This window comes from Leeuwenhoekiella palythoae, from assembly GCF_020310025.1.
Classification (GTDB): Bacteria; Bacteroidota; Bacteroidia; order Flavobacteriales; family Flavobacteriaceae; genus Leeuwenhoekiella; species Leeuwenhoekiella palythoae.
Window position 1 is genome coordinate 2755891 of sequence record NZ_CP084318.1, and the last position, 19185, is coordinate 2775075.

At 38.1% G+C, this 19185-nt stretch carries 18 protein-coding genes; 9 read left to right on the forward strand and 9 right to left on the reverse strand.

Annotated features, from left to right (window positions below; all coding sequences use genetic code 11):
- Positions 1-108: 108 nt before the first annotated feature.
- The 8 genes from LDL79_RS11850 to LDL79_RS11885 form a co-directional block, all read right to left on the reverse strand.
- A complete protein-coding gene (locus LDL79_RS11850; RefSeq protein WP_072983978.1) occupies positions 109-978 on the reverse strand; it encodes a M57 family metalloprotease in 870 nt (289 codons plus the stop codon).
- A gap of 174 nt (positions 979-1152) precedes the next feature.
- Positions 1153-1428, reverse strand: coding sequence for an ATP-dependent Clp protease adaptor ClpS (locus LDL79_RS11855; protein ID WP_225597822.1), 276 nt, complete (start codon positions 1426-1428; stop codon positions 1153-1155).
- A 26-nt stretch (positions 1429-1454) separates the two neighbouring features.
- Complete coding sequence (prmA, locus tag LDL79_RS11860; protein WP_225597823.1) at positions 1455-2291, reverse strand: 50S ribosomal protein L11 methyltransferase; 837 nt, start codon at positions 2289-2291, stop codon at positions 1455-1457.
- Positions 2292-2299: 8 nt separating this feature from the next.
- On the reverse strand, positions 2300-3049 hold the full coding sequence (tpiA, locus tag LDL79_RS11865; protein WP_072983975.1) for a triose-phosphate isomerase: 750 nt from the start codon (positions 3047-3049) through the stop codon (positions 2300-2302).
- Positions 3046-3528, reverse strand: coding sequence for a TlpA family protein disulfide reductase (locus LDL79_RS11870; RefSeq protein WP_225597824.1), 483 nt, complete (start codon positions 3526-3528; stop codon positions 3046-3048). The genes tpiA and LDL79_RS11870 overlap by 4 nt, the downstream gene beginning before the upstream one ends.
- Before the next feature lie 55 nt (positions 3529-3583).
- Positions 3584-4660 (reverse strand): ABC transporter permease, encoded by a 1077-nt coding sequence (locus tag LDL79_RS11875; RefSeq protein WP_225599970.1) that lies wholly within the window; start codon positions 4658-4660, stop codon positions 3584-3586.
- Positions 4657-6369, reverse strand: coding sequence for a BT_3928 family protein (locus tag LDL79_RS11880; RefSeq protein WP_225597825.1), 1713 nt, complete (start codon positions 6367-6369; stop codon positions 4657-4659). The genes LDL79_RS11875 and LDL79_RS11880 overlap by 4 nt, the downstream gene beginning before the upstream one ends.
- Positions 6370-6374: 5 nt before the next feature.
- Positions 6375-6926 carry a DUF1599 domain-containing protein gene (locus LDL79_RS11885; RefSeq protein ID WP_225597826.1) on the reverse strand — a complete coding sequence of 184 codons (552 nt, stop codon included), beginning with the start codon at positions 6924-6926 and terminating at the stop codon, positions 6375-6377.
- Positions 6927-7063: 137 nt separating this feature from the next.
- On the opposite strand from LDL79_RS11885, the gene folP reads away from it, so the two are divergent.
- Both folP and LDL79_RS11895 read left to right on the forward strand, forming a co-directional pair.
- A complete protein-coding gene (gene folP, locus LDL79_RS11890) occupies positions 7064-7897 on the forward strand; it encodes a dihydropteroate synthase (RefSeq protein WP_225597827.1) in 834 nt (277 codons plus the stop codon).
- A gap of 57 nt (positions 7898-7954) precedes the next feature.
- Positions 7955-8905, forward strand: a complete 951-nt coding sequence (locus LDL79_RS11895; protein WP_225597828.1) for a calcium/sodium antiporter — start codon at positions 7955-7957, stop codon at positions 8903-8905.
- Positions 8906-9013: 108 nt separating this feature from the next.
- Here the strand turns inward: LDL79_RS11895 and LDL79_RS11900 are convergent, their stop codons facing one another.
- On the reverse strand, positions 9014-10030 hold the full coding sequence (locus LDL79_RS11900; protein ID WP_167596333.1) for a glutamine synthetase beta-grasp domain-containing protein: 1017 nt from the start codon (positions 10028-10030) through the stop codon (positions 9014-9016).
- A gap of 202 nt (positions 10031-10232) precedes the next feature.
- Here LDL79_RS11900 and LDL79_RS11905 point away from each other — a divergent pair, with 202 nt between their 5' ends.
- From LDL79_RS11905 to LDL79_RS11935, 7 genes are all read left to right on the forward strand, one after another.
- Entirely contained in the window at positions 10233-12416 is a 2184-nt protein-coding gene (locus LDL79_RS11905; protein WP_225597829.1) for a glutamine synthetase III family protein, read from the forward strand.
- 402 nt (positions 12417-12818) lie between these two features.
- Positions 12819-14342, forward strand: coding sequence for a hypothetical protein (locus LDL79_RS11910; protein WP_225597830.1), 1524 nt, complete (start codon positions 12819-12821; stop codon positions 14340-14342).
- 109 nt (positions 14343-14451) lie between these two features.
- Complete coding sequence (locus LDL79_RS11915) at positions 14452-14994, forward strand: hypothetical protein (RefSeq protein ID WP_225597831.1); 543 nt, start codon at positions 14452-14454, stop codon at positions 14992-14994.
- Between the two features lie 161 nt (positions 14995-15155).
- Positions 15156-15794, forward strand: coding sequence for a curli production assembly/transport protein CsgE (locus LDL79_RS11920; RefSeq protein WP_225597832.1), 639 nt, complete (start codon positions 15156-15158; stop codon positions 15792-15794).
- Position 15795: 1 nt separating this feature from the next.
- Positions 15796-16206, forward strand: coding sequence for a curli production assembly/transport component CsgF (locus LDL79_RS11925; RefSeq protein WP_225597833.1), 411 nt, complete (start codon positions 15796-15798; stop codon positions 16204-16206).
- Between the two features lie 6 nt (positions 16207-16212).
- The gene (locus LDL79_RS11930) at positions 16213-17649 is read left to right on the forward strand and encodes a CsgG/HfaB family protein (RefSeq protein WP_167596339.1); all 1437 of its coding nucleotides are present in this window, start codon (positions 16213-16215) and stop codon (positions 17647-17649) included.
- 4 nt (positions 17650-17653) lie between these two features.
- Positions 17654-19180, forward strand: coding sequence for a carboxypeptidase regulatory-like domain-containing protein (locus tag LDL79_RS11935; RefSeq protein WP_225597834.1), 1527 nt, complete (start codon positions 17654-17656; stop codon positions 19178-19180).
- The last annotated feature ends 5 nt before the right edge of the window (positions 19181-19185 follow it).

A 19185-nucleotide genomic window follows, 5' to 3' on the forward strand; every position in this document is an offset into this window, starting at 1 on the left:
TATCTCATTTTGCGGGTGCAAATATAAACCTTTTTTGGAGTTCTGCAAACATTAAAATAAAAAAAGCCGTTTTGGTGAGAAACGGCTTTTAAATTGGCTAATTAATCTCTAGTACATATTGTTTAATGCAGTGATGTCATTGGCATTAAATTCCCCATCTTCACTAGCGCTAAAACAAGCGAGCATTACAGAGGTAGGATCGTAACCTGTAGGAGTTCCTGCCACGTGGTTGGTGTCACCGCCTTCATTTACATTTTGTCCACAACTTTGTCTGCTAAACCAGTCTGTATGTCTAAATCCAACCGAGTGACCAATCTCGTGGGTAATAACGTGCTCTACCACATTGGTGTCATAATTGGTAAGACCATAAATCTGAACAAACTTGTAAGGCAAACCATTACTTGGGAATCCTGCGCTACCGCCGGCACCATTAGGATTGTTGACCGTGTTGTTGTAAACGACCATATCTTTATCCTGATAGTTAGTGCCAAAAGTCAAATTAAAACTGATACTTACGCCACTTAGACGATTGTAGTTGTCTACCGCCCATTGCAAAGCCGTACGTTCTTTTTGACTTAACGCCTGACTTCCGCCGGTATAACCAATGATAGAGATTGTTCTACCTTGACTTACTAAAGATGAAGTACGATACTGTTTAGAGTCGCCTTTTCCTGATTTTGATTCTTCAACGTTAGCGGCCATTGCAGAAAGTTCTTCAGGAGTAATGATGACATCTTCCTCTAAAAAAAGTCGAGGTTCAGAAGAGCCGTCAGGAAAATAGAAGTCATCCCAACGTACATAATTGGTGTTCATCCCCAAGTCTTCAACTTGCTGGATAATGGCTTGAGAAACCTCGAGATTTGCTGTTGGTTCAGCAGTTGCTGTCGAGGTTTCTTCAACATCTTCAGAACAAGATGTTAGTGCCAGAGAAATTCCTAGGCTTAACAAGCCTACTTTTTTAAATGTTTCTGATAACATATAATAATAGTTAGTGTTAATAATACTTGTAAATTATTATAATTATTCAGAATAGCAAACACTTAAACGTTAAAAATAAAACTTTTAACGATTTTAAATCATTTAGAATAAAATGTTATGTAAGAAAAAAGCCTCTAAAATAGAGGCTTTGAAACTGTTTTATGTGCGAAGTATTTAAATAATTTCAGCGCTTAAACCTGCATCTAACAATGCAGAACATCTGGGTTCAAGATCATCATAGCTGCCGGTTTTTACGGTGCATTTACCTTTGTAATGAACTATTAAGGAACATTGCTCTGCCTGAATAGGTGTGTGATCACAAACTTGTATTAAGGTGTCTATGACGTGATCAAAAGTATTTACATCATCGTTATATACAACAATCTCATTATTTCTATCTACTGCCTCGAGGACATCAACTTCTTCTTGTACCTTCTCTCTTGTGCTCATGGTGTAAAAAACTTAGGTTCAGGGAATTAATTTTTTACAAATTTACACGCTACCCAGTTATTTTTTTCAAAATTCATGATAAAATTTAAACCGTGCTGATTACACACATTAGTAATCGCAGGAATATCTTGCGTATAAAATCCGCTTAAAAGAAGAATTCCTTCGTGATTCAGACATTTAGCATACGTGGGAATATCCTGTAAAAGAATGTTGCGATTGATGTTAGCGATTATCAAATCGTAATGCGTACCGCCTAGCATCGTCGCATCACCTTCGTAAGCCTTAATGAAATCTACATCATTTCGGGACTTATTTTCAACTGTATTTTCAAAACACCAAGGATCAATATCAATAGCGTCAACTGGCTTTGCACCCTTAAGAGCAGCAAAAATTGCCAGAATACCGGTGCCGCAACCCATATCGAGTGTGCTTTTTCCTTCGACATCTATTTTAATAAGATGCTTGATCATCAAATGTGTGGTCTCGTGATGCCCGGTGCCAAAAGACATTTTAGGCTCGATCACGATATCATATTCCATATCAGGTTTTGGGTGAAAAGGAGCCCGCACAGAGCAAATACCATCTACTTCAATGGGTTCAAAGTTCTTCTCCCATTCTTCATTCCAATTCACCGGTTCAATGGTGTTGATGGAATAAGTGATTTCAAATTCAGGATTTTTAAGAATAAAGACTTCGTCGAGTAAATTTTCTTTATCTAAAGAAGCGAGGATGTATGCTTTTACACCCTCGTCTGTCTCATCAAAACTTTCAAAGTCAAGTTGGCTCAACTCTGCAATGAGTATTTCGGCACCGGGATTTACCGGATTGACCTTAAACTCATATTCAGCATATACCTCTGCCATAAATAGATTTAAAATGCATTTACAATGGTCATAAAGTCTTCTGCTTTTAAAGAAGCGCCACCTATAAGACCACCGTCAACATCTGGTTTAGAAAAGATTTCTTTCGCGTTAGCTGGTTTTACGCTTCCTCCGTAAAGTATGGTGACATTATCAGCGATTTCTTTAGAATATTCGTCTGCAATAGTTTTTCTAATAAAAGCGTGCATTTCTTGTGCTTGCTCCGGGCTGGCAGTTTCACCTGTACCAATTGCCCAAACCGGCTCATACGCCAATACAATATGTTTCCAAGCGTCTGCATCTAGGTGAAAAAGCGCCTGACTGATTTGCTTATTTACAACTTCAAAATGCTCTCCAAAGTTTCGGTCTTTTAGTTCTTCACCAAAACAGTAGATCACTTTCATTTCATTTTCTAGCGCTGCGTTTACTTTTTCAGCAAGTAGATCTTCTTTTTCGCCAAAATAAGCACGACGCTCACTATGACCAAGAATAACTGTTTTTACGCCTACACCCTTAAGCATAGCTGCGCTGATCTCACCGGTAAAAGCACCAGAAGAAGATTGATGCATATTTTGCGCCGCTACCTCAATATCAGAATCCTTAAGCGTTTCAAAAGCAGAATAAAGATTGGTAAAAGGAGGTGCGATGATTACTTCAGCATCTGAAGTTTTAGAGATTTTTTTGAGTCCGGCGATTAATTCTTGCGTGTCAGCAAGATCGGTATTCATTTTCCAGTTACCGGCTACGATATTTTTTCTCATTGTATTTGATTTAGTAGTTGATTGTCTTTAGTAGTTATTGCTCTATAAACTTTAATGGTTCCGGAAGCGTCGAGCAAAATGTAACGCGGAATCCAGTCTAGATCTATACTGCTGCATAGTGGACCTTTCCAGCCTGATTTTATAAAATAATGATCACCTTTGAGATCGTATTTTTTGATCCCAGCCTTCCATCTGTCAATCTCTTTGTCTAACGAAAGAAAGACGTAATCCAAGTCAGGATTATCCTGTTGTAGTTTTTTAAGATCGGGAAATCCTGCAATGCAGTCTTTACACCAAGACGCCCAGATGTCTATCAAGACACTTTGGCCTTTATGCTGCTCAATAATATCTTTAAATGCAATTTCAGAACCGTCTAAATCCAGTAATTTATCTTGTAAGGCTTCCTCAGAAAATGACTTTTTTTGTGAAAAGGCAACCGAAATAAACAAGATTGCTAAAATTGTAAGTGTATTTTTCATAAAATGAAATAAAATATAAAATTAGGATTAGTCGGCGTATTCTACAACATTTGACCTATCTAATACGCACTTTAGGGTCTAGAATTCCGTAAATAATGTCTACGAGAATGTTGATGAGAATAAAAGTTGTAGCTATTACTAAAACAGCCCCCATAATTATAGGAAGGTCTAAAGTATTCAGCGCGTCTACTACTTCTTTACCAAGGCCATTCCATCCAAAAATATATTCTACAAAGACGGCACCGGCAAGCATTGAAGCAAACCAACCAGAAACAGTGGTAACCACGGGATTCAAAGCATTTTTTAGTGCGTGACGCCAAACGATCTGACGCTGATTAAGCCCTTTTGCTTTCGCTGTGCGTATGTATTCCTGATTATAAACTTCGAGTAAAGAATTTCGCATCAATTGAATCACAACGGCAAGGGGTCGTATTCCCAAAACAATCGCCGGTAAAATGATGTTTTTAAGTTGAATGTGAATGCCCTCGCCAAAATCATCCATCTCATATAGGCTTCCGGTCATATTCAAATTAGTATACTTATTAAGCACAAAACCGAATAACCACGCAAAGAGGATCGCACTAAAAAAACTAGGAACACTCATCCCAAAAGTGCTGATCACCTGAATGGTTTTATCAAGCCACGTATCACGCATATTTGCCGAAACAATACCCAGCAGAATACCTAAACTGATCGCGATGAAAATAGCGCTTACCGCAAGAACGATCGTATTGGGTAAGGTTTCTGAAATAACCTCAACAACGGTTTTTCCGGTTTTCTGAAAAGACTCTCTCAAGTAGGGCTTTTTTAAAACCAAAGAACGCGCACCAAAATCTATAAGCTTAGTGTACGCGTATTTTTCTGATACAAGGCTAGTGTAGCCGTTTCCGGTATTTTGATGAATAGAAATCGGCGAAAGATCATTTAAATAATAACCGTATTGTGTTAGCACCGGCTGATCAAAACCGTATTTGTGTTTGATGATTGCAAGTTGCTCGGGGTCTTCATTTTGATCAAGCATCATTCTTGCGGGATCACCTGGTAAAACGGTGAATAATAAAAACACTACCGTAATCACCCCAAAGAGTGTGAGTAGTGCATATCCTAATTTATTTAAAATATAAAAAATCAGAGTCTTTTGATTTCAGAAAGTTTGAGGGCTTTAAACTTAGCGTCTTTACCCATTAAATCGGCTACATATTCTTCAATGCTACGCTCAAAGCCGGCGGCTTTTCTACGCTCATTAACCATCGCAACATCTTTAATCGGCCAGATGAAAAATCCGTTGGCTGCGGTTATTTGCGCCTGGCTTCCGTAAAGTTGTTCTTTGTTGTTCTGCATTAAATACTTGTCTTCAAGAACAGCAACTCTAGATTTAGGAATTTCGCCGGCTTCGGCAGCCTTTTTAAACAGCTCAAGATATTGCTCAATCTGAATAGGATTGTGTTCAATAACATCGAGCGCAATGAGATTTGTAGGTTCGCCCACCACAGATTTGCCGGGGTAACCTTGCGTATCAAGAATGTGTTTGACGATTTTAAGATTACTGGTGTCAATCATACGCTGTTTTTTCCATAGGTCACCGGAATAATCTTCAAGGTTTAGACCAGATTTTTCAGCTAATGCTTTGCGTTTTTGCTCATCAGTTTCCTGTAGAATTGGTCGGTATAATTGATCGTAACGCGCGATACTATCCAGACGATGCTTTAACTTCAGATCAAGTGAGGTTTTTGCAGAAGGAAGTGTTTCAAGCTCAATTTCATCAGCATCATTCCAGTGTCTTTTCTGAATAATGGTGCCATTGTGCAACTTTACAATTCCAGGATTACTGCGCACAATAGTTTTTAAGGTAGTAGCATCGGTAAAGTAAAAATCAAAATTGATGTTTTGTTTTTCTTTTAAATCATTAACAGAAGCATCTCCCGAAGCTGTAAGCCCAATAACCGAATATCCTTTTTTGAGCGCTTCGTTGGTTAACTCTTTAATCACCGGCCAACCATTCCATTCTGTTTTGCTGAGGTCGTAAGCGATGATCACTATAAGGTTTGGAGTGTTTAAGAATTTTTCAGTGAAATTCTCACCGTCTTTTTCAATGGTAAAATCGTGAATCGGAGGCACGTAGCCTTTCTCAACAACTTCAGTTTCTACTGCTACAAACTCTCCGTCACTGCTAGGATATTCCCCTTGTGTTGTGATAACTTTTTCCTCCCCGTTGATGTTGAATTTCCAGTGATAATCAAAAACGGCTTCCGGCGCACCTTCAGGGATGGTCATCCCTTCGCTAATATTTACACCTTCCTTATACGCTCTAAAATCGATTGCCGGTAAATGCATTAAGACATAATATCCAAAACTTAAACAAGCGATGAATGTGGCAAATATGATGATCGATCTGCTAAAGTTTGAGAAAAACGGCTTGATGTGTTTGATGTTGATGAACAGAAAAACAATCATTATCAGCAAAATCACATCTTTAGTGAAAGATTGCCAGGGTGTGAGCGGTAATGCATCGCCAAAGCAACCACAATCTGTCACTTTATTAAAATAAGCCGAATAAAAAGTGAGAAAGGTAAAAAATACGATCATCAGCAGAAGCAGCCACATCGTCAAGCGCTTGTAGTAGCCAATGATAAGCGCAACTCCTAGAACCAGTTCTATAATTACTAAAATAATGGCGAGCCCCAATGCAAACGGACTCATAAACTCCATATTCAAAACATCTGGAGCAAAATACTCTTGAAGTTTAAAGGAAAAACCGACAGGGTCATTTAGTTTGACAAAGCCTGAGATGATAAATAATACGCCAACAAAAACGCGTATAAAGCCGATGAGTTTTTTCAAAATGATCAGTTATTTGAATGAGATTCTTCAATTAAAATAAGTGCAAAAACCGCATAATTGATCATATCTTGATAATTAGCATCTATGCCTTCAGAAACAAGCGTTTTGCCTTTATTGTCTTCAATTTGCTTTACCCGCAAGAGTTTTTGTAAGATGAGATCTGTTAACGAACTGATGCGCATATCGCGCCAGGCTTCGCCATAATCGTGATTTTTATTCATCATCAAATCTTTAGTGATCTTGATCTGCTTGTCATAGGCTTCAAGCGATTCTTCCAGATTAAGATCTGGCTGGTCAACAACACCTTTCTCTAACTGAACCAAAGCCATAATTGAATAATTAATGATACCTATAAATTCAGAAGATTCATCTTCATCAACCTTATGAACCGCATTTTCTTGTAAACCGCGTATGCGCTGCGCTTTTATGAAAATTTGATCAGTAAGCGAAGGAAGTCTTAGTATACGCCAAGCGCTTCCGTAATCGCTCATTTTTTTAGAAAATAAATCCCGACACGTTTTTATGACTGCGTCGTATTGTGCTGAAGTTTGCTCCATTAACTTGTAAATTATTCTAAATAGTATTGAGAGGAATAAAAGATGTACGCTCAAACCTGTGCATTCGCGCATCGAGGTCATCTAATTTCTGTAAATTTCGCCTAAAATAAGCAATCTAGAAAAACATCCCTCAATTCATGACTAGCATTAACTGTAAAGGAAAACTTATAGATTTTGAAATTCCGAAAGTGATGGGGATTTTAAACGTAACGCCAGATTCATTTTACGATGGCGGAAGTTATAAAAATGAAAAAGATATTCTAGCGCAGGCAGAAAAAATGCTCAACGATGGCGCAACATTTATAGATGTCGGAGCTTACAGTTCGCGCCCCGGAGCTCAAGATGTTAGCGTAGACGAGGAGTGTGCACGTCTAATTCCTGTCGTAAACTTATTACTGAAAAATTATCCAGATGTTTTATTGTCTATTGACACCTTCAGATCTAAAGTCGCTCAAGAAGCAGTAAACTCCGGAGCTGCCTTGATCAATGATATTAGTGCAGGTTTTCTTGATGAGGCAATGCTTACCACTATTGCCAAACTACAAGTGCCTTATATTATGATGCATATGCGTGGGACGCCACAGACGATGACGAATCTTACGGAATATGAAGATGTTGTTCACGAAGTGATTTTTTATTTGAGCGAAAGGGTTGCAGCTGCAAGAGCACTGGGAATTAATGATCTTATTGTTGATCCCGGCTTAGGCTTTGCAAAAACCGTAGCGCAGAATTTTGAATTACTAAATGCTACCGAAAAACTGCAAGTTCTCGAGCTACCAATTTTAATAGGTCTATCACGCAAATCAATGATCACAAATACATTAGGTGTGGATTCAAACTCAGCCTTAAATGGTACGACCGCCTTAAATATGATTGCGCTACAAAAAGGAGCGTCAATTTTACGTGTGCACGATGTTAAGGAAGCGGTACAAACGGTGCGCTTACATCAAGCACTCAAGGGCTCAAATTAAGTTGGCAGCTCTGTTACTAATGGGTTGTTTATATTCGCAGCCACAAAATAAAGTTTGATGAGTATTGTATATGTTTTAATAGGCTTGATGCTGCTAGTAGTGGGAGGGGAGTTTCTCGTTAGGGCTTCCGTGGGGTTATCCTTTAAGCTGAATCTTTCTAAAATGGTTATTGGTTTAACGGTGGTTTCTTTTGCAACCTCTGCACCTGAACTTTTAGTAAGTCTTCAAGCCGCATTAGACGGTTCGCCTGATATTGCCTTAGGCAATGTAATTGGCAGCAATATTGCCAATATAGCCCTGGTTTTAGGTCTTACCGCAATCATTTCGACTTTAGGGATTGACAGTGATTTTTTTAAATTCAACTGGCCGGTTATGGTGTTGTTTTCACTAGGTCTTTATTTGGCTCTGGTAAACGATGCTATGATTTCTGCGCTAGAAGGATTTATCTTGTTCTTTGCATTGATCGCATACCTTGTTTTGCTTATTCGCAGAGCGAAAAATGCCCGGCCAACAGAAGAAGGGCAAAATGATGAGATCGACGCCGGACTCTCCAAAACGTCTTACTTTAAAATTGTGGTATGGCTCCTCATAGGAGGATCGGCATTATATTTTGGTTCAGAATGGCTGGTAATGGGCGCTAAGGATCTTGCAAAATCTGTTGGTGTGAGTGATTATGCGATTTCGGTAACGGTAATTGCTATAGGTACAAGTGTTCCTGAGCTTGCAGCTTCGATTATAGCTGCGATGAAAAAGGAAAAAGCGATCTCTTTAGGAAACCTTATAGGTTCTAATATTTTCAATATTGCTTCGGTTTTAGGATTGACTTCTATGATCACTCCCATACGCGTGCTCGACGACAGTATTTTAAATAATATGTTTTGGTTATTAGGTTTCGCAGTAGTATTACTTCCGCTAGGCTATCTTCCCTTAAAATTAGAATTAAACCGTTGGAAAGGTTTCATTCTATTTGCAGCGTATTGTGTTTTTATTGGGCTGGCATTTAGTTAAAAACTAGTGACTAAAACAGACGGCATACCACTTCTCAAAGTAGTTTCATTTTTAGACATAAAAAAAGCCCGCAAGTTGCGGGCTTTCCTTTCTATTGAAAAAAAAAGATTAGATTTTTTTCTCAGCTGTTTTTACAGTCTTAACGATACGACCAGCTACTTTGTATGGGTCTGCGTTAGATGCAGGACGACGATCTTCTAACCATCCTTTGTATCCTTTCTCTACAGTAATAATTGGGATACGGATTGAAGCTCCACGGTCTGAAATTCCGTAAGAGAAATCGTGAATAGAAGCAGTCTCGTGCTGACCAGTTAAACGCTGATCATTAAACTCACCGTATACTGCAATATGCTCAGCAGTTACAGGACGGAAAGCTTCACAAATAGTGTCGTAAACTTCTTTAGAGCCAGCAGTTCTCAATGTTGTGTTAGAGAAGTTAGCGTGCATACCAGAACCATTCCAGTCACCTTTAATTGGTTTGGGGTGGTACTCAATATAGTAACCATACTCTTCAGTAAGTCTTTGTAATAAATAACGAGCTACCCAGATTTCATCACCTGCTTTTTTAGCTCCTTTTGCAAACAGTTGGAATTCCCACTGACCGCTAGCAACCTCTTGGTTGATACCTTCAAAGTTAAGACCAGCATCAATACATAGATCTGCGTGCTCCTCAACAAATGCTCTACCGTGTGTGTTTTTACCACCTACAGAGCAATAGTACATACCTTGAGGACCCGGATAACCACCAACAGGGAAACCTAATGGAAGTTGTGTGTTCTTATCCATAATGAAATATTCTTGTTCAAAACCGAACCAGAAATCATCATCTTCATCATCGATTGTTGCTCTTGCATTAGACTCGTGTGGAGTACCATCAGCATTAAGAACCTCAGTCATTACTAAGTATCCATCTCTACGAGCAGGATCTGGATATATTGCAACGGGCTTCAATAAGCAATCAGAAGAGCCTCCTTCGGCTTGTTTTGTTGAAGAACCATCAAAAGACCAAACAGGACAGTCCTCTAACTTCCCGCTAAAATCTTCTTCTACTTTGGTTTTACTTCTAAGATTGGCAGTAGGTGTATAACCGTCCAACCAGAGATACTCTAATTTTGATTTGCCCATAATAAATTGATTTTAAATTTTTTTTGAATTAAACTAGAAACAAATATAACATTTCTTTAATATCTGCATCTTTAAAAAATAGGGGGTGATGCTTCTTATTAACGGAATAAATTTAATAAGCCCCCTAAAAAATAGGGGTGTATTATGAAATCATATATTTTTGTACGTTTGAATTCTGAATTTCATAAAAATTAGCCTTAAAATGGAGACATTGCGATTTTTTGCCCTAAAAGAAAGCCTAAACAGAAAGCCGGTAACGATCCTAGAGACACAAAAGCGCTCTGAGTTATTTGGTAAACACGTTTTTGGAAAAGATGCGATGCGTCAAGTTTTATCTCAGGATGCTTTTGAAGCAGTGGAAGACGCCATAAACACAGGAGCAAAAATAGATCGTGTAATGGCAGATAGTATTGCGGCCGGGATGAAGCAGTGGGCGTTAGAATTAGGTGCAACCCATTATACGCACTGGTTTCAGCCTTTAACCGGAGCTACGGCAGAAAAGCATGATGCGTTTTTTGAACAAACTTCAGAAGGTAGGGCTATCGAGAAATTTGAAGGTGCAAAATTAGTTCAACAAGAACCAGATGCGTCATCGTTTCCTCACGGTGGAATTAGAAATACTTTTGAAGCGCGCGGGTATACCGCTTGGGATCCTACATCACCGGCATTTATTTTAGATACCACCCTTTGTATTCCTACTGTTTTTGTATCGTATACAGGAGAGGCATTAGATAACAAAACACCTTTGTTAAGAGCCCTCAACTCCATTGATCATCACGCCACAGAGGTCGCTAAATATTTTAATAAAAGTGTCACTAAAGTCACGGCTACTTTAGGCTGGGAACAGGAATATTTTTTGATAGATTCAGCACTGGCAGCTTCTCGCCCCGACATCATGCAAACCGGGAGAGCCTTGCTTGGTCACGCTCCGGCTAAAGGGCAACAATTAGATGACCACTATTTTGGCTCCATTCCGGTACGTGCGCTAAATTTTATGAAAGAACTAGAGCAGCAATGTATGCTTTTAGGAATCCCTGTTAAAACACGGCATAATGAGGTCGCACCAAACCAATTTGAGTTGGCTCCAATTTTTGAGGAAGCCAACCTTGCGGTAGATCATAATTCGCTCATCATGGATTTGATGGACCGTATTGCTAGCCGTCATAATTTGAAAGTGCTCTTTCACGAAAAACCTTTCGCCGGAATAAACGGGAGCGGAAAACATAATAATTGGTCCCTGGCAACAGATACCGGAGTCAACTTGTTGAGTCCGGGTACGACTCCGATGAAAAATTTACAGTTTCTTACCTTCTTCGTCAATACAATTAAAGCGGTTCAAGAAAACGAAGCATTGCTTAGGGCATCTGTGGCTTCGGCTTCTAATGATCACAGATTGGGTGCCAATGAGGCACCGCCCGCGATTATGTCGGTATTCATAGGAAAACAATTAACCGCTGTTCTTGACGAATTAGAAAAAGTAACAGATGGAAAATTGTCACCACAAGAAAAAACAGATTTAAAACTCAATGTGGTAGGTAAAATTCCTGAAATTTTGTTGGACAATACAGATAGGAACAGGACATCACCTTTTGCGTTCACCGGAAATAAATTTGAGTTTAGAGCTGTAGGTTCCACTACAAACTGCGCAAGACCCATGGTTGTTTTAAATACAATCGTAGCCAAACAGCTTAAAGATTTTAAAGCAGAAGTAGATAAGCTAATAGATAAGGAGAGCATGAAAAAAGATGATGCGATCTTTAATGTACTGCGCGAGTATATAAAGTCTTCTAAAAAAATAAGGTTTGAAGGTGATGGCTATAGTGCTGAATGGGAAAAGGAGGCCAAGAAGCGAAAACTGAGTAATAATAGAACTACTCCCGAAGCTTTAAAAGTTCAAATAGGAAATCAAGTTTCAAGCCTATTTGAAGAAATGGAAGTGATGAATACCGTTGAGCTTAAAGCGCGTTATGATATTGAATTAGAAGAATATATTAAAAGAATTCAGATTGAAAGTAGAGTTCTAGGCGCCATTGCCGGAAATCATATAATTCCCACAGCGATACGCTATCAAAATCTATTGATCAAAAATGTAAATGGACTAAAGAATATCTACGAAGCCGACTATCAAGAGTTGGCTCAAGAACAACTAGAGCTTATTCAGAAAATATCGAAATATATTAGTGCGATCAATAAAGAAATAAGTTTTATGATCGAAGCAAGAAAAAAGGCTAATGCACTAGATACTAAAGGAAGAGCAGAGGTATACCAGACTAAAGTATTACCATTTTTTGACTCTATACGGTATGCTTCAGATAAACTCGAACTTATGGTTGAAGATAAATTATGGCCTTTGGCTAAAAACCGTGAACTGCTTAATTTAAATTAAGTTGGTGCCAAATTTTTGGTGTATTAGGAGCCTCAGCACTATTAATACTATGTAAATTAATTGTGAATTTCTTACTTTTTTAGTAGGTTAAATCCTACAAAATATTTTAGGGTAACATAAAGGGTGTTTTTCCCTTCTCGTATTTTAGAGTAGGCAGGCTCTACGATTTTTATTTACAACGTTTTCGTTATGCGTGAATTTCATCGAAAAGTTACAATCTTCTTAAAATCTGAGCTTTAGATTTTTATAAATTAGCATCGCATTGAGGCTGAAAGAAGTACTTCAGTCTCAACTTCCCCTCAAAATCTCTTTTGGCTAGAGCCCCCTCTCTTTTAGGGTCAAAAGATTGAAATAGTATTTTATTAACCATTCTATATATTATTAATTTAAAACTTTTCAATCATGAAAAAAGTTATGTTAAGCGCAGCAGCGCTAATGTTTGGGGCAGTAGCATTTGCACAAACCAGCACTCAGGCTTCAGAAGCCGATCTAAGTGATACGCCAATTATAGGGGGTATCATTGATTACTCAAATATTACCACGGCAGATAAGCTTCCAGCAGCGGCAGCTACAGCAAACCGTGGGTATACTGAGCAAAATGCAACAATGCCAGGGGCTATGAATGATATTAAGGCCCGTCAAGAAGGTGAGAAAAACTCAATTGTAGGGTATCAAACCGGTGCGGGCAATAAGGTATCTATGTCTCAGATGGGCGATGTAAATGGTAATGCGGCTGATAGTGGCGAATCTAATCTTATTTATTCTACACAAATAGGTCAGAACAATGATGGGCGACTTGAGCAACAAGGTGATTTTAATGAGGTTATCTTAGATCAGAATAACGATAATCCTTTTGCGGCCGGGGGTACCGTAGGTAATAAAGCGGATATTCAACAGGGAACAGCTAATCAAGCAGAGAAAAATTATGCAGCCGTTCAACAATACGGAGATGATAACTCCACTAAAATCTTACAAACTTATGACAATAGTGATGCTCTAGTAATACAAGGAGGTGTTGGTAATATGGTTGAGATCAATCAATATGCTGACCCGGAAAATAGTAAAGGTCACGAGGCACTAGTTGAACAGTATGGTGATGATAATCAGGCGTTGATCAATCAAAACGCTGATGGAATGAAAGGTCGTAATTACGCTAGAGTTTTCTCTTATGGTAATAATAACAAATCAGAGCAAACTCAAACTACTGATAGTGATACCAAAGGAAACGTAGCTTTAGTGAACCAAGGTGTTGATACCGGAAGTTCAGCCGCTCTTTTTAATACTGCAGAATACGCTGTAGTAACATCAGTTGGTGAAGTTATGAACGGTACTCCTAATACACAATCAGATTATAGTGAAGCTATTCAAACCCAGTCTGGTCACGATAACGTAGCGGAGTCTCATCAATTTGGTGCAGGTACTAGCACTACTAATGGAGATTATTCTAATCAAACTCAAGATGGTAAAGGTAATGAAGCTTATGCGTTTCAAAATGCTTACGGAAGCGCTAGTGGTCGCGGAAATTCTTTACAATCAACACAAACTGGTGATGATAACTACGTAGCTACAGGTCAAAATGGTAGAAATCAAGATGCTACTATTTCTCAAACAGGAGATGATAACTATGCAGTTGCTACACAAAGAGGACGTGGTCACGTGGTAGATATTATGCAAAGTGGAGATATGAACGCTGCTGAAACTGCTCAGTACGGGGTAGGGAACTCAATTGTTATAAGCCAAGACGGTGGACACAGCTGGAAGGCAGAGCAAGATGTACCAGGGGCTGCACCTAATGGAGGGAATTCTCTAGATGTTATTCAAGTTGGTCCTAGTACTATTCTTAACAGCGGACTTCAGACTCCTGCGGCTGTTACTAGAGTAGGTCTTACTGCACCTGCAATGGCTCGTGCATCGGGTTCACTTTAAGACTATGAGTATTCGTAGGATGATAAAAACCGCGTAATACAATTCTTGTAAAGGTGGGCATACTTCTAAAAAGTATGTCCACTCTTTATAAATTAAAAAAAGACGCTTTATGAAACCAAAATTCTTTTTTACGGCAATATTGATTCTTCTTATGACATCTGCATATGCTCAAACGTATAAAAATGAAACTAATAGTGATGATCAAAAACAATTAGTAGAAAAAGAACTGGTATCTGCTCAAATATTAACCAATTTAGGTGTTGGAACTGCTCAAAACGATCGCAATGCAACTCTTAGAGGGAATAGTGTAGTGTTGAGTCAGATTGGCGATTACAATACAGCCGCGATAAATGTAGTTGCTCAGGCCAGTGAAATCAACATAAATCAAGTAGGAGATCAAAACTATGTAGGCTTAGATTATAAGGTTAAAACAGCTATTTCAGATATTCTTCAAGAAGGTAATCGAAATACGGTTTATGACCTTGTTAATAATCGTGATGCAGATATTTCGCTAGATATACAACAACAAGGAAATGATTTAAATTTTCAAAGACTCGGGGTAAATAAACTCACCGAGTCCTTACAATTTAAGCAAACTGAAGCATCACCGGTATTGATTATACGTAGTGATTCTTTTGGGTTTGTAAACTAGAAAATGTGCTAATTAAACCTATTGTAAAATTGAAAATTATAAGTGTTTATAGTGTTCTTCTTTTTTTTTCATTGGTTAAAACGCACGCGCAATTCTATAATAAAGAGGTCGCAGCGTCTATAAGGATAGAGCGAAATAGTGAGTTTTTAAAATTTTTTGCATTGGCAGAAAATAAATCTCCTGTAGACCGTACCCTAGAATATGATTTTTTAATTTTTAAAACTCAAGCTGACGGCACAGTTTCAAAAGATAATGATAAACAAAGGTTCGTATTAAGTGCGTACGAAAAAAAGGAGCTTCAAACCTTAGTTTTATCTAATGCTGTCTCTAACAAAACAATTATCGTTTTATTAATCTATGATCAAGACGGTAAACCTATAGGTAAAGATAGGATCGAGTTAGAACAAGGTAGTCTATCGAATCTAGACAATTTAGAGGGAAATCTCATCGCCATTTCTTCAGATCAAATAGATCAAGCTGCTCCACAAGATGGTTTTAAACTACAAGGTCTGGTAATACAAAAGTCAATCACAAAAGCGGGCAGAGATTTTTACAAATACTTTTATTCCCTTTTCTACAATAAAGATATAAAGTCTTCCAAGAATATTAGAATTCTTGAGGTTCCGGGTAGATCAAGAACTACTCGCATCTCGGTTAAAATAGATGATTTTGTCGTTTGGCAATTTTTTGCCCAACCTCAGCGCAAATATCTTGAACAGCACGCAAGCATCGCAATTAGTAAGGTTGTAGAGCGATTGCAGATTTTAGAACAACAGAAGGATAAGTTTATACACTATTAATATGAAAACAATTACTTTTTTAATTCTATTATTTGGAGGAATAACCTCCATGCACGCCCAGCAATTTACTTACAAACCGCTTAACCCGGCTTTTGGAGGGGACACCTTTAACTATAATTGGTTATTGAGTTCGGCTACTGTACAAAATGGTTTAAAAGAAGGTTTGAGTGCTGAAGATCAAAAGTCAGAATTAGAACAATTTGGTGATAATTTGAATAAACAAGTTTTGAGTCAGATTTCAAGAACACTGCTTCAACAACAAATAGAAGGAATTGGTGATTTTACTGAAGAAGGTACATTTACCTATGGAACGCTGGCCGTTGAAGTTTTTGAAAGTGAAGAAGGGTTAGTGATCAATATTCTAGATACTTCTACAGGTGAGCAAACTCAAGTTATAGTCCCAAATCAATAAATCAAGATGAAATTTTACAAAGTCATTACAGCGGTATTTTTAATTACCGCTTTAAATTCTTGCGGAACTTATTTCAACCAACCTTTTGATCAAACCCCGGCACGTTTAGGGGAATACTCTAAGTCTACTCAAAACCTATTAAACTTACCACCGGCCCAAGCTCCTGTGGAAGTGGCAGTTTATAATTTTTCAGATCAAACAGGGCAATACAAAGCGGTTGAGAATGGTAGTACGTTTAGTACTGCGGTAACTCAAGGCTCTACGGCAATCTTACTAAAGGCGCTCGAAGATAGTGGTTGGTTTATTCCTATAGAGCGAGAAAACCTAAGCAACCTTTCAACAGAGCGCAATATCATTAGAAACACAAAGCAAGAGTATATAAAAAACTTAAACCCCAATGAGCCACCGCTTCCACCACTTAAATATGCCGGTATTTTATTAGAAGGTGGCATTGTGTCGTATGATACCAATATAATTACGGGAGGTGTTGGTGCTCGTTATTTTGGACTTGGAGGTTCGGCAAAGTATAGGCAAGACCGTATCACGGTCTATTTAAGAATGGTCTCTACCAGTAATGGTGAAATATTAAAAACGGTTTATGTTTCTAAAACCATCTTGTCACAAGCGCTAGATGCTAGTTTGTTTCGCTTTGTAAAGTTTCAACGCTTATTAGAAACTGAGATGGGAATCACTCGCAATGAACCCGTTCAATTGGCAGTGAAAGACGCTGTTGAGAAAGCTGTTCATGATTTAATTATAGAAGGAATAGCAGATGGATATTGGTCTGCTAAAGGCGGAAATGCAGTTAATGAAGAATTAGTAACCGCTTACAATGCAGACAAAGAAGTTGCCGAAAGTACTGGGTTGTATAATCGTATATTTTTTAAGCAGCAGTATACTAATGCCTTGAACTTCTCTTTAGGTACTACGATGCTTGATGCAGATTATAGTGCTAAGCGTTTTGGGGCTATGATTAAGGCAGGATATACAAAAGCATTGAGTCAAAGTTTCAGTCTAAATTTTAATGCAGCGTATTTAAATTTTAAAACGGGAGATACCTATGATCAAAATTTTGCAAGCGTTGATTTGAATGCCGAATTCAAACTTTTAAAAAATGATAAGTTATCTCCTTATTTATTTGCCGGAGGTGGAGTTCTACTGGGCTTTTCTGAAAATGAAGAATCATTAGGTCTAGATGCTGGTCAAACCGATGCAAAAGTTCAATATGGTGCAGGTCTTGAGTATGCTCTATCTTCTAAAATTGGGCTCAAATTATGGGCAGAACATAATGTTACTTTCACCGATAAGGTAGATAACCTTATAAATGGTAAAAGAGATGATCATTACTTGAATTTGGGCGTTGGATTAAAATACTACTTCGATTTTGCTAAAAAGGCAACAATTCAAACTCCAACTGATGCAACTAACCCTGTTAATAATTAGAACAATGAAAAATAATTGTATTTACTTTTTAATTCTAACAGTAGGTCTAATGCTTTCTTGTAGCGAAGATACTATTGAAGAAAATGGTATAGGTTCGCTTGACGGTACTGTGGTTGATGCTGTTTCAAAAACGCCCTTAGCTAATGTGAAAATAGTTACTAATCCTTCATCAAGCACAGTGTTTACAGATGTTGATGGTAATTTTTTGATTGAAGCAGTAAAAACAGGAGAGTATTCTGTTCAAGCAGAGTTGGAAGGCTATACAGATGCTTTTGAAGCGGTGACCATTTTAAGTGAACAACGCAGCAGTGTAAGTTTTGAATTGGTTGTAGGTGGAGATGAAAACAGAGCTCCTAAAGTTCCCGAGTTACTTTCACCAGAAAATGGAGCTTCTGACTTAGAGGCAAAGGTCGAATTTGTCTGGTCATCATCTGCTAATGATACTGATGAAATTGTGTATACCTTACAACTTAGAAATGGAACTACAAATGAAATCCAGAATATAGAAGTTGTTGCTGATACTATGGCAACAGTAGAAAAGTTAAGGTATGGAAGCAATTATTTTTGGCAAGTAACTGCAACTGATGGAGAAAATGAACCTGTGCAAAGCGTTTTAGGACAATTTAGTACAACTACAACGCCTGAAAATGATTTTCTATATGTAAGATCTATTAATGGGAATAGTGTGATTTTTTCAGGGGGTAACGATGAAGATGCTGATGATGAAAATACCGGAGAGATTAATTTTAATGAGTTTCAACTTACCTCAGAGACCTATAATAGCTTTAAGCCGCGACGTAATGTAGAAACCTCCAAAATCGCGTTTTTAAGAACTGTCGATGGAGCAACACAACTGCACACCATGAATTTAGATGGTTCAGACATAAAGCAGGTGACTAATGCTATTCCTTTAAATGGATTTCGAGTTAGTGAGCTCAACTATACTTGGGCACAAAACGGAGGAAAACTATACTATCCTAGCTTTGACAAGCTTTATAGCATTAATCCTGATGGTGGAGGTCTTTCTTTAATCTACCAAACTCCTGACGGAAGTTTTATTTCAGAAGTGAGTGCGGCTGCATTTGACGACAATTTAATCGCCTTGAAGACCAATGATAGCAACGGCTATAACGTAAGTGTATATACGGTGCGTTTATCGTCAGGAACAATAGAGCAAATGGTTTACCGAAACACTCCGGGTGCTGTAACAGGTATTGACTTAGACGCAAACGGAAGCAGGCTTGTTTATGCTAAGGATACTTCTGGCTCAGAAAACACACAATATCGTCAATTTTCTAGCCGGATCTACATATATAACCTCAATACAAATTCTGAAGCGCTTTTAAATAATGGAGTAACCGAAGGATTGAATGATGTGCAACCTAGTTGGTCGCCATCAGAAGGAGAAATCATTTTTACTAGAAAACCGAGTAATCTAAATTCAGAACCTGAGATTTACATTTCAACTCTAAATAATTTCTCAAATGACGACCTACTCTTTACTAACGCGTCAATGCCAGATTGGGAATAGTAGTA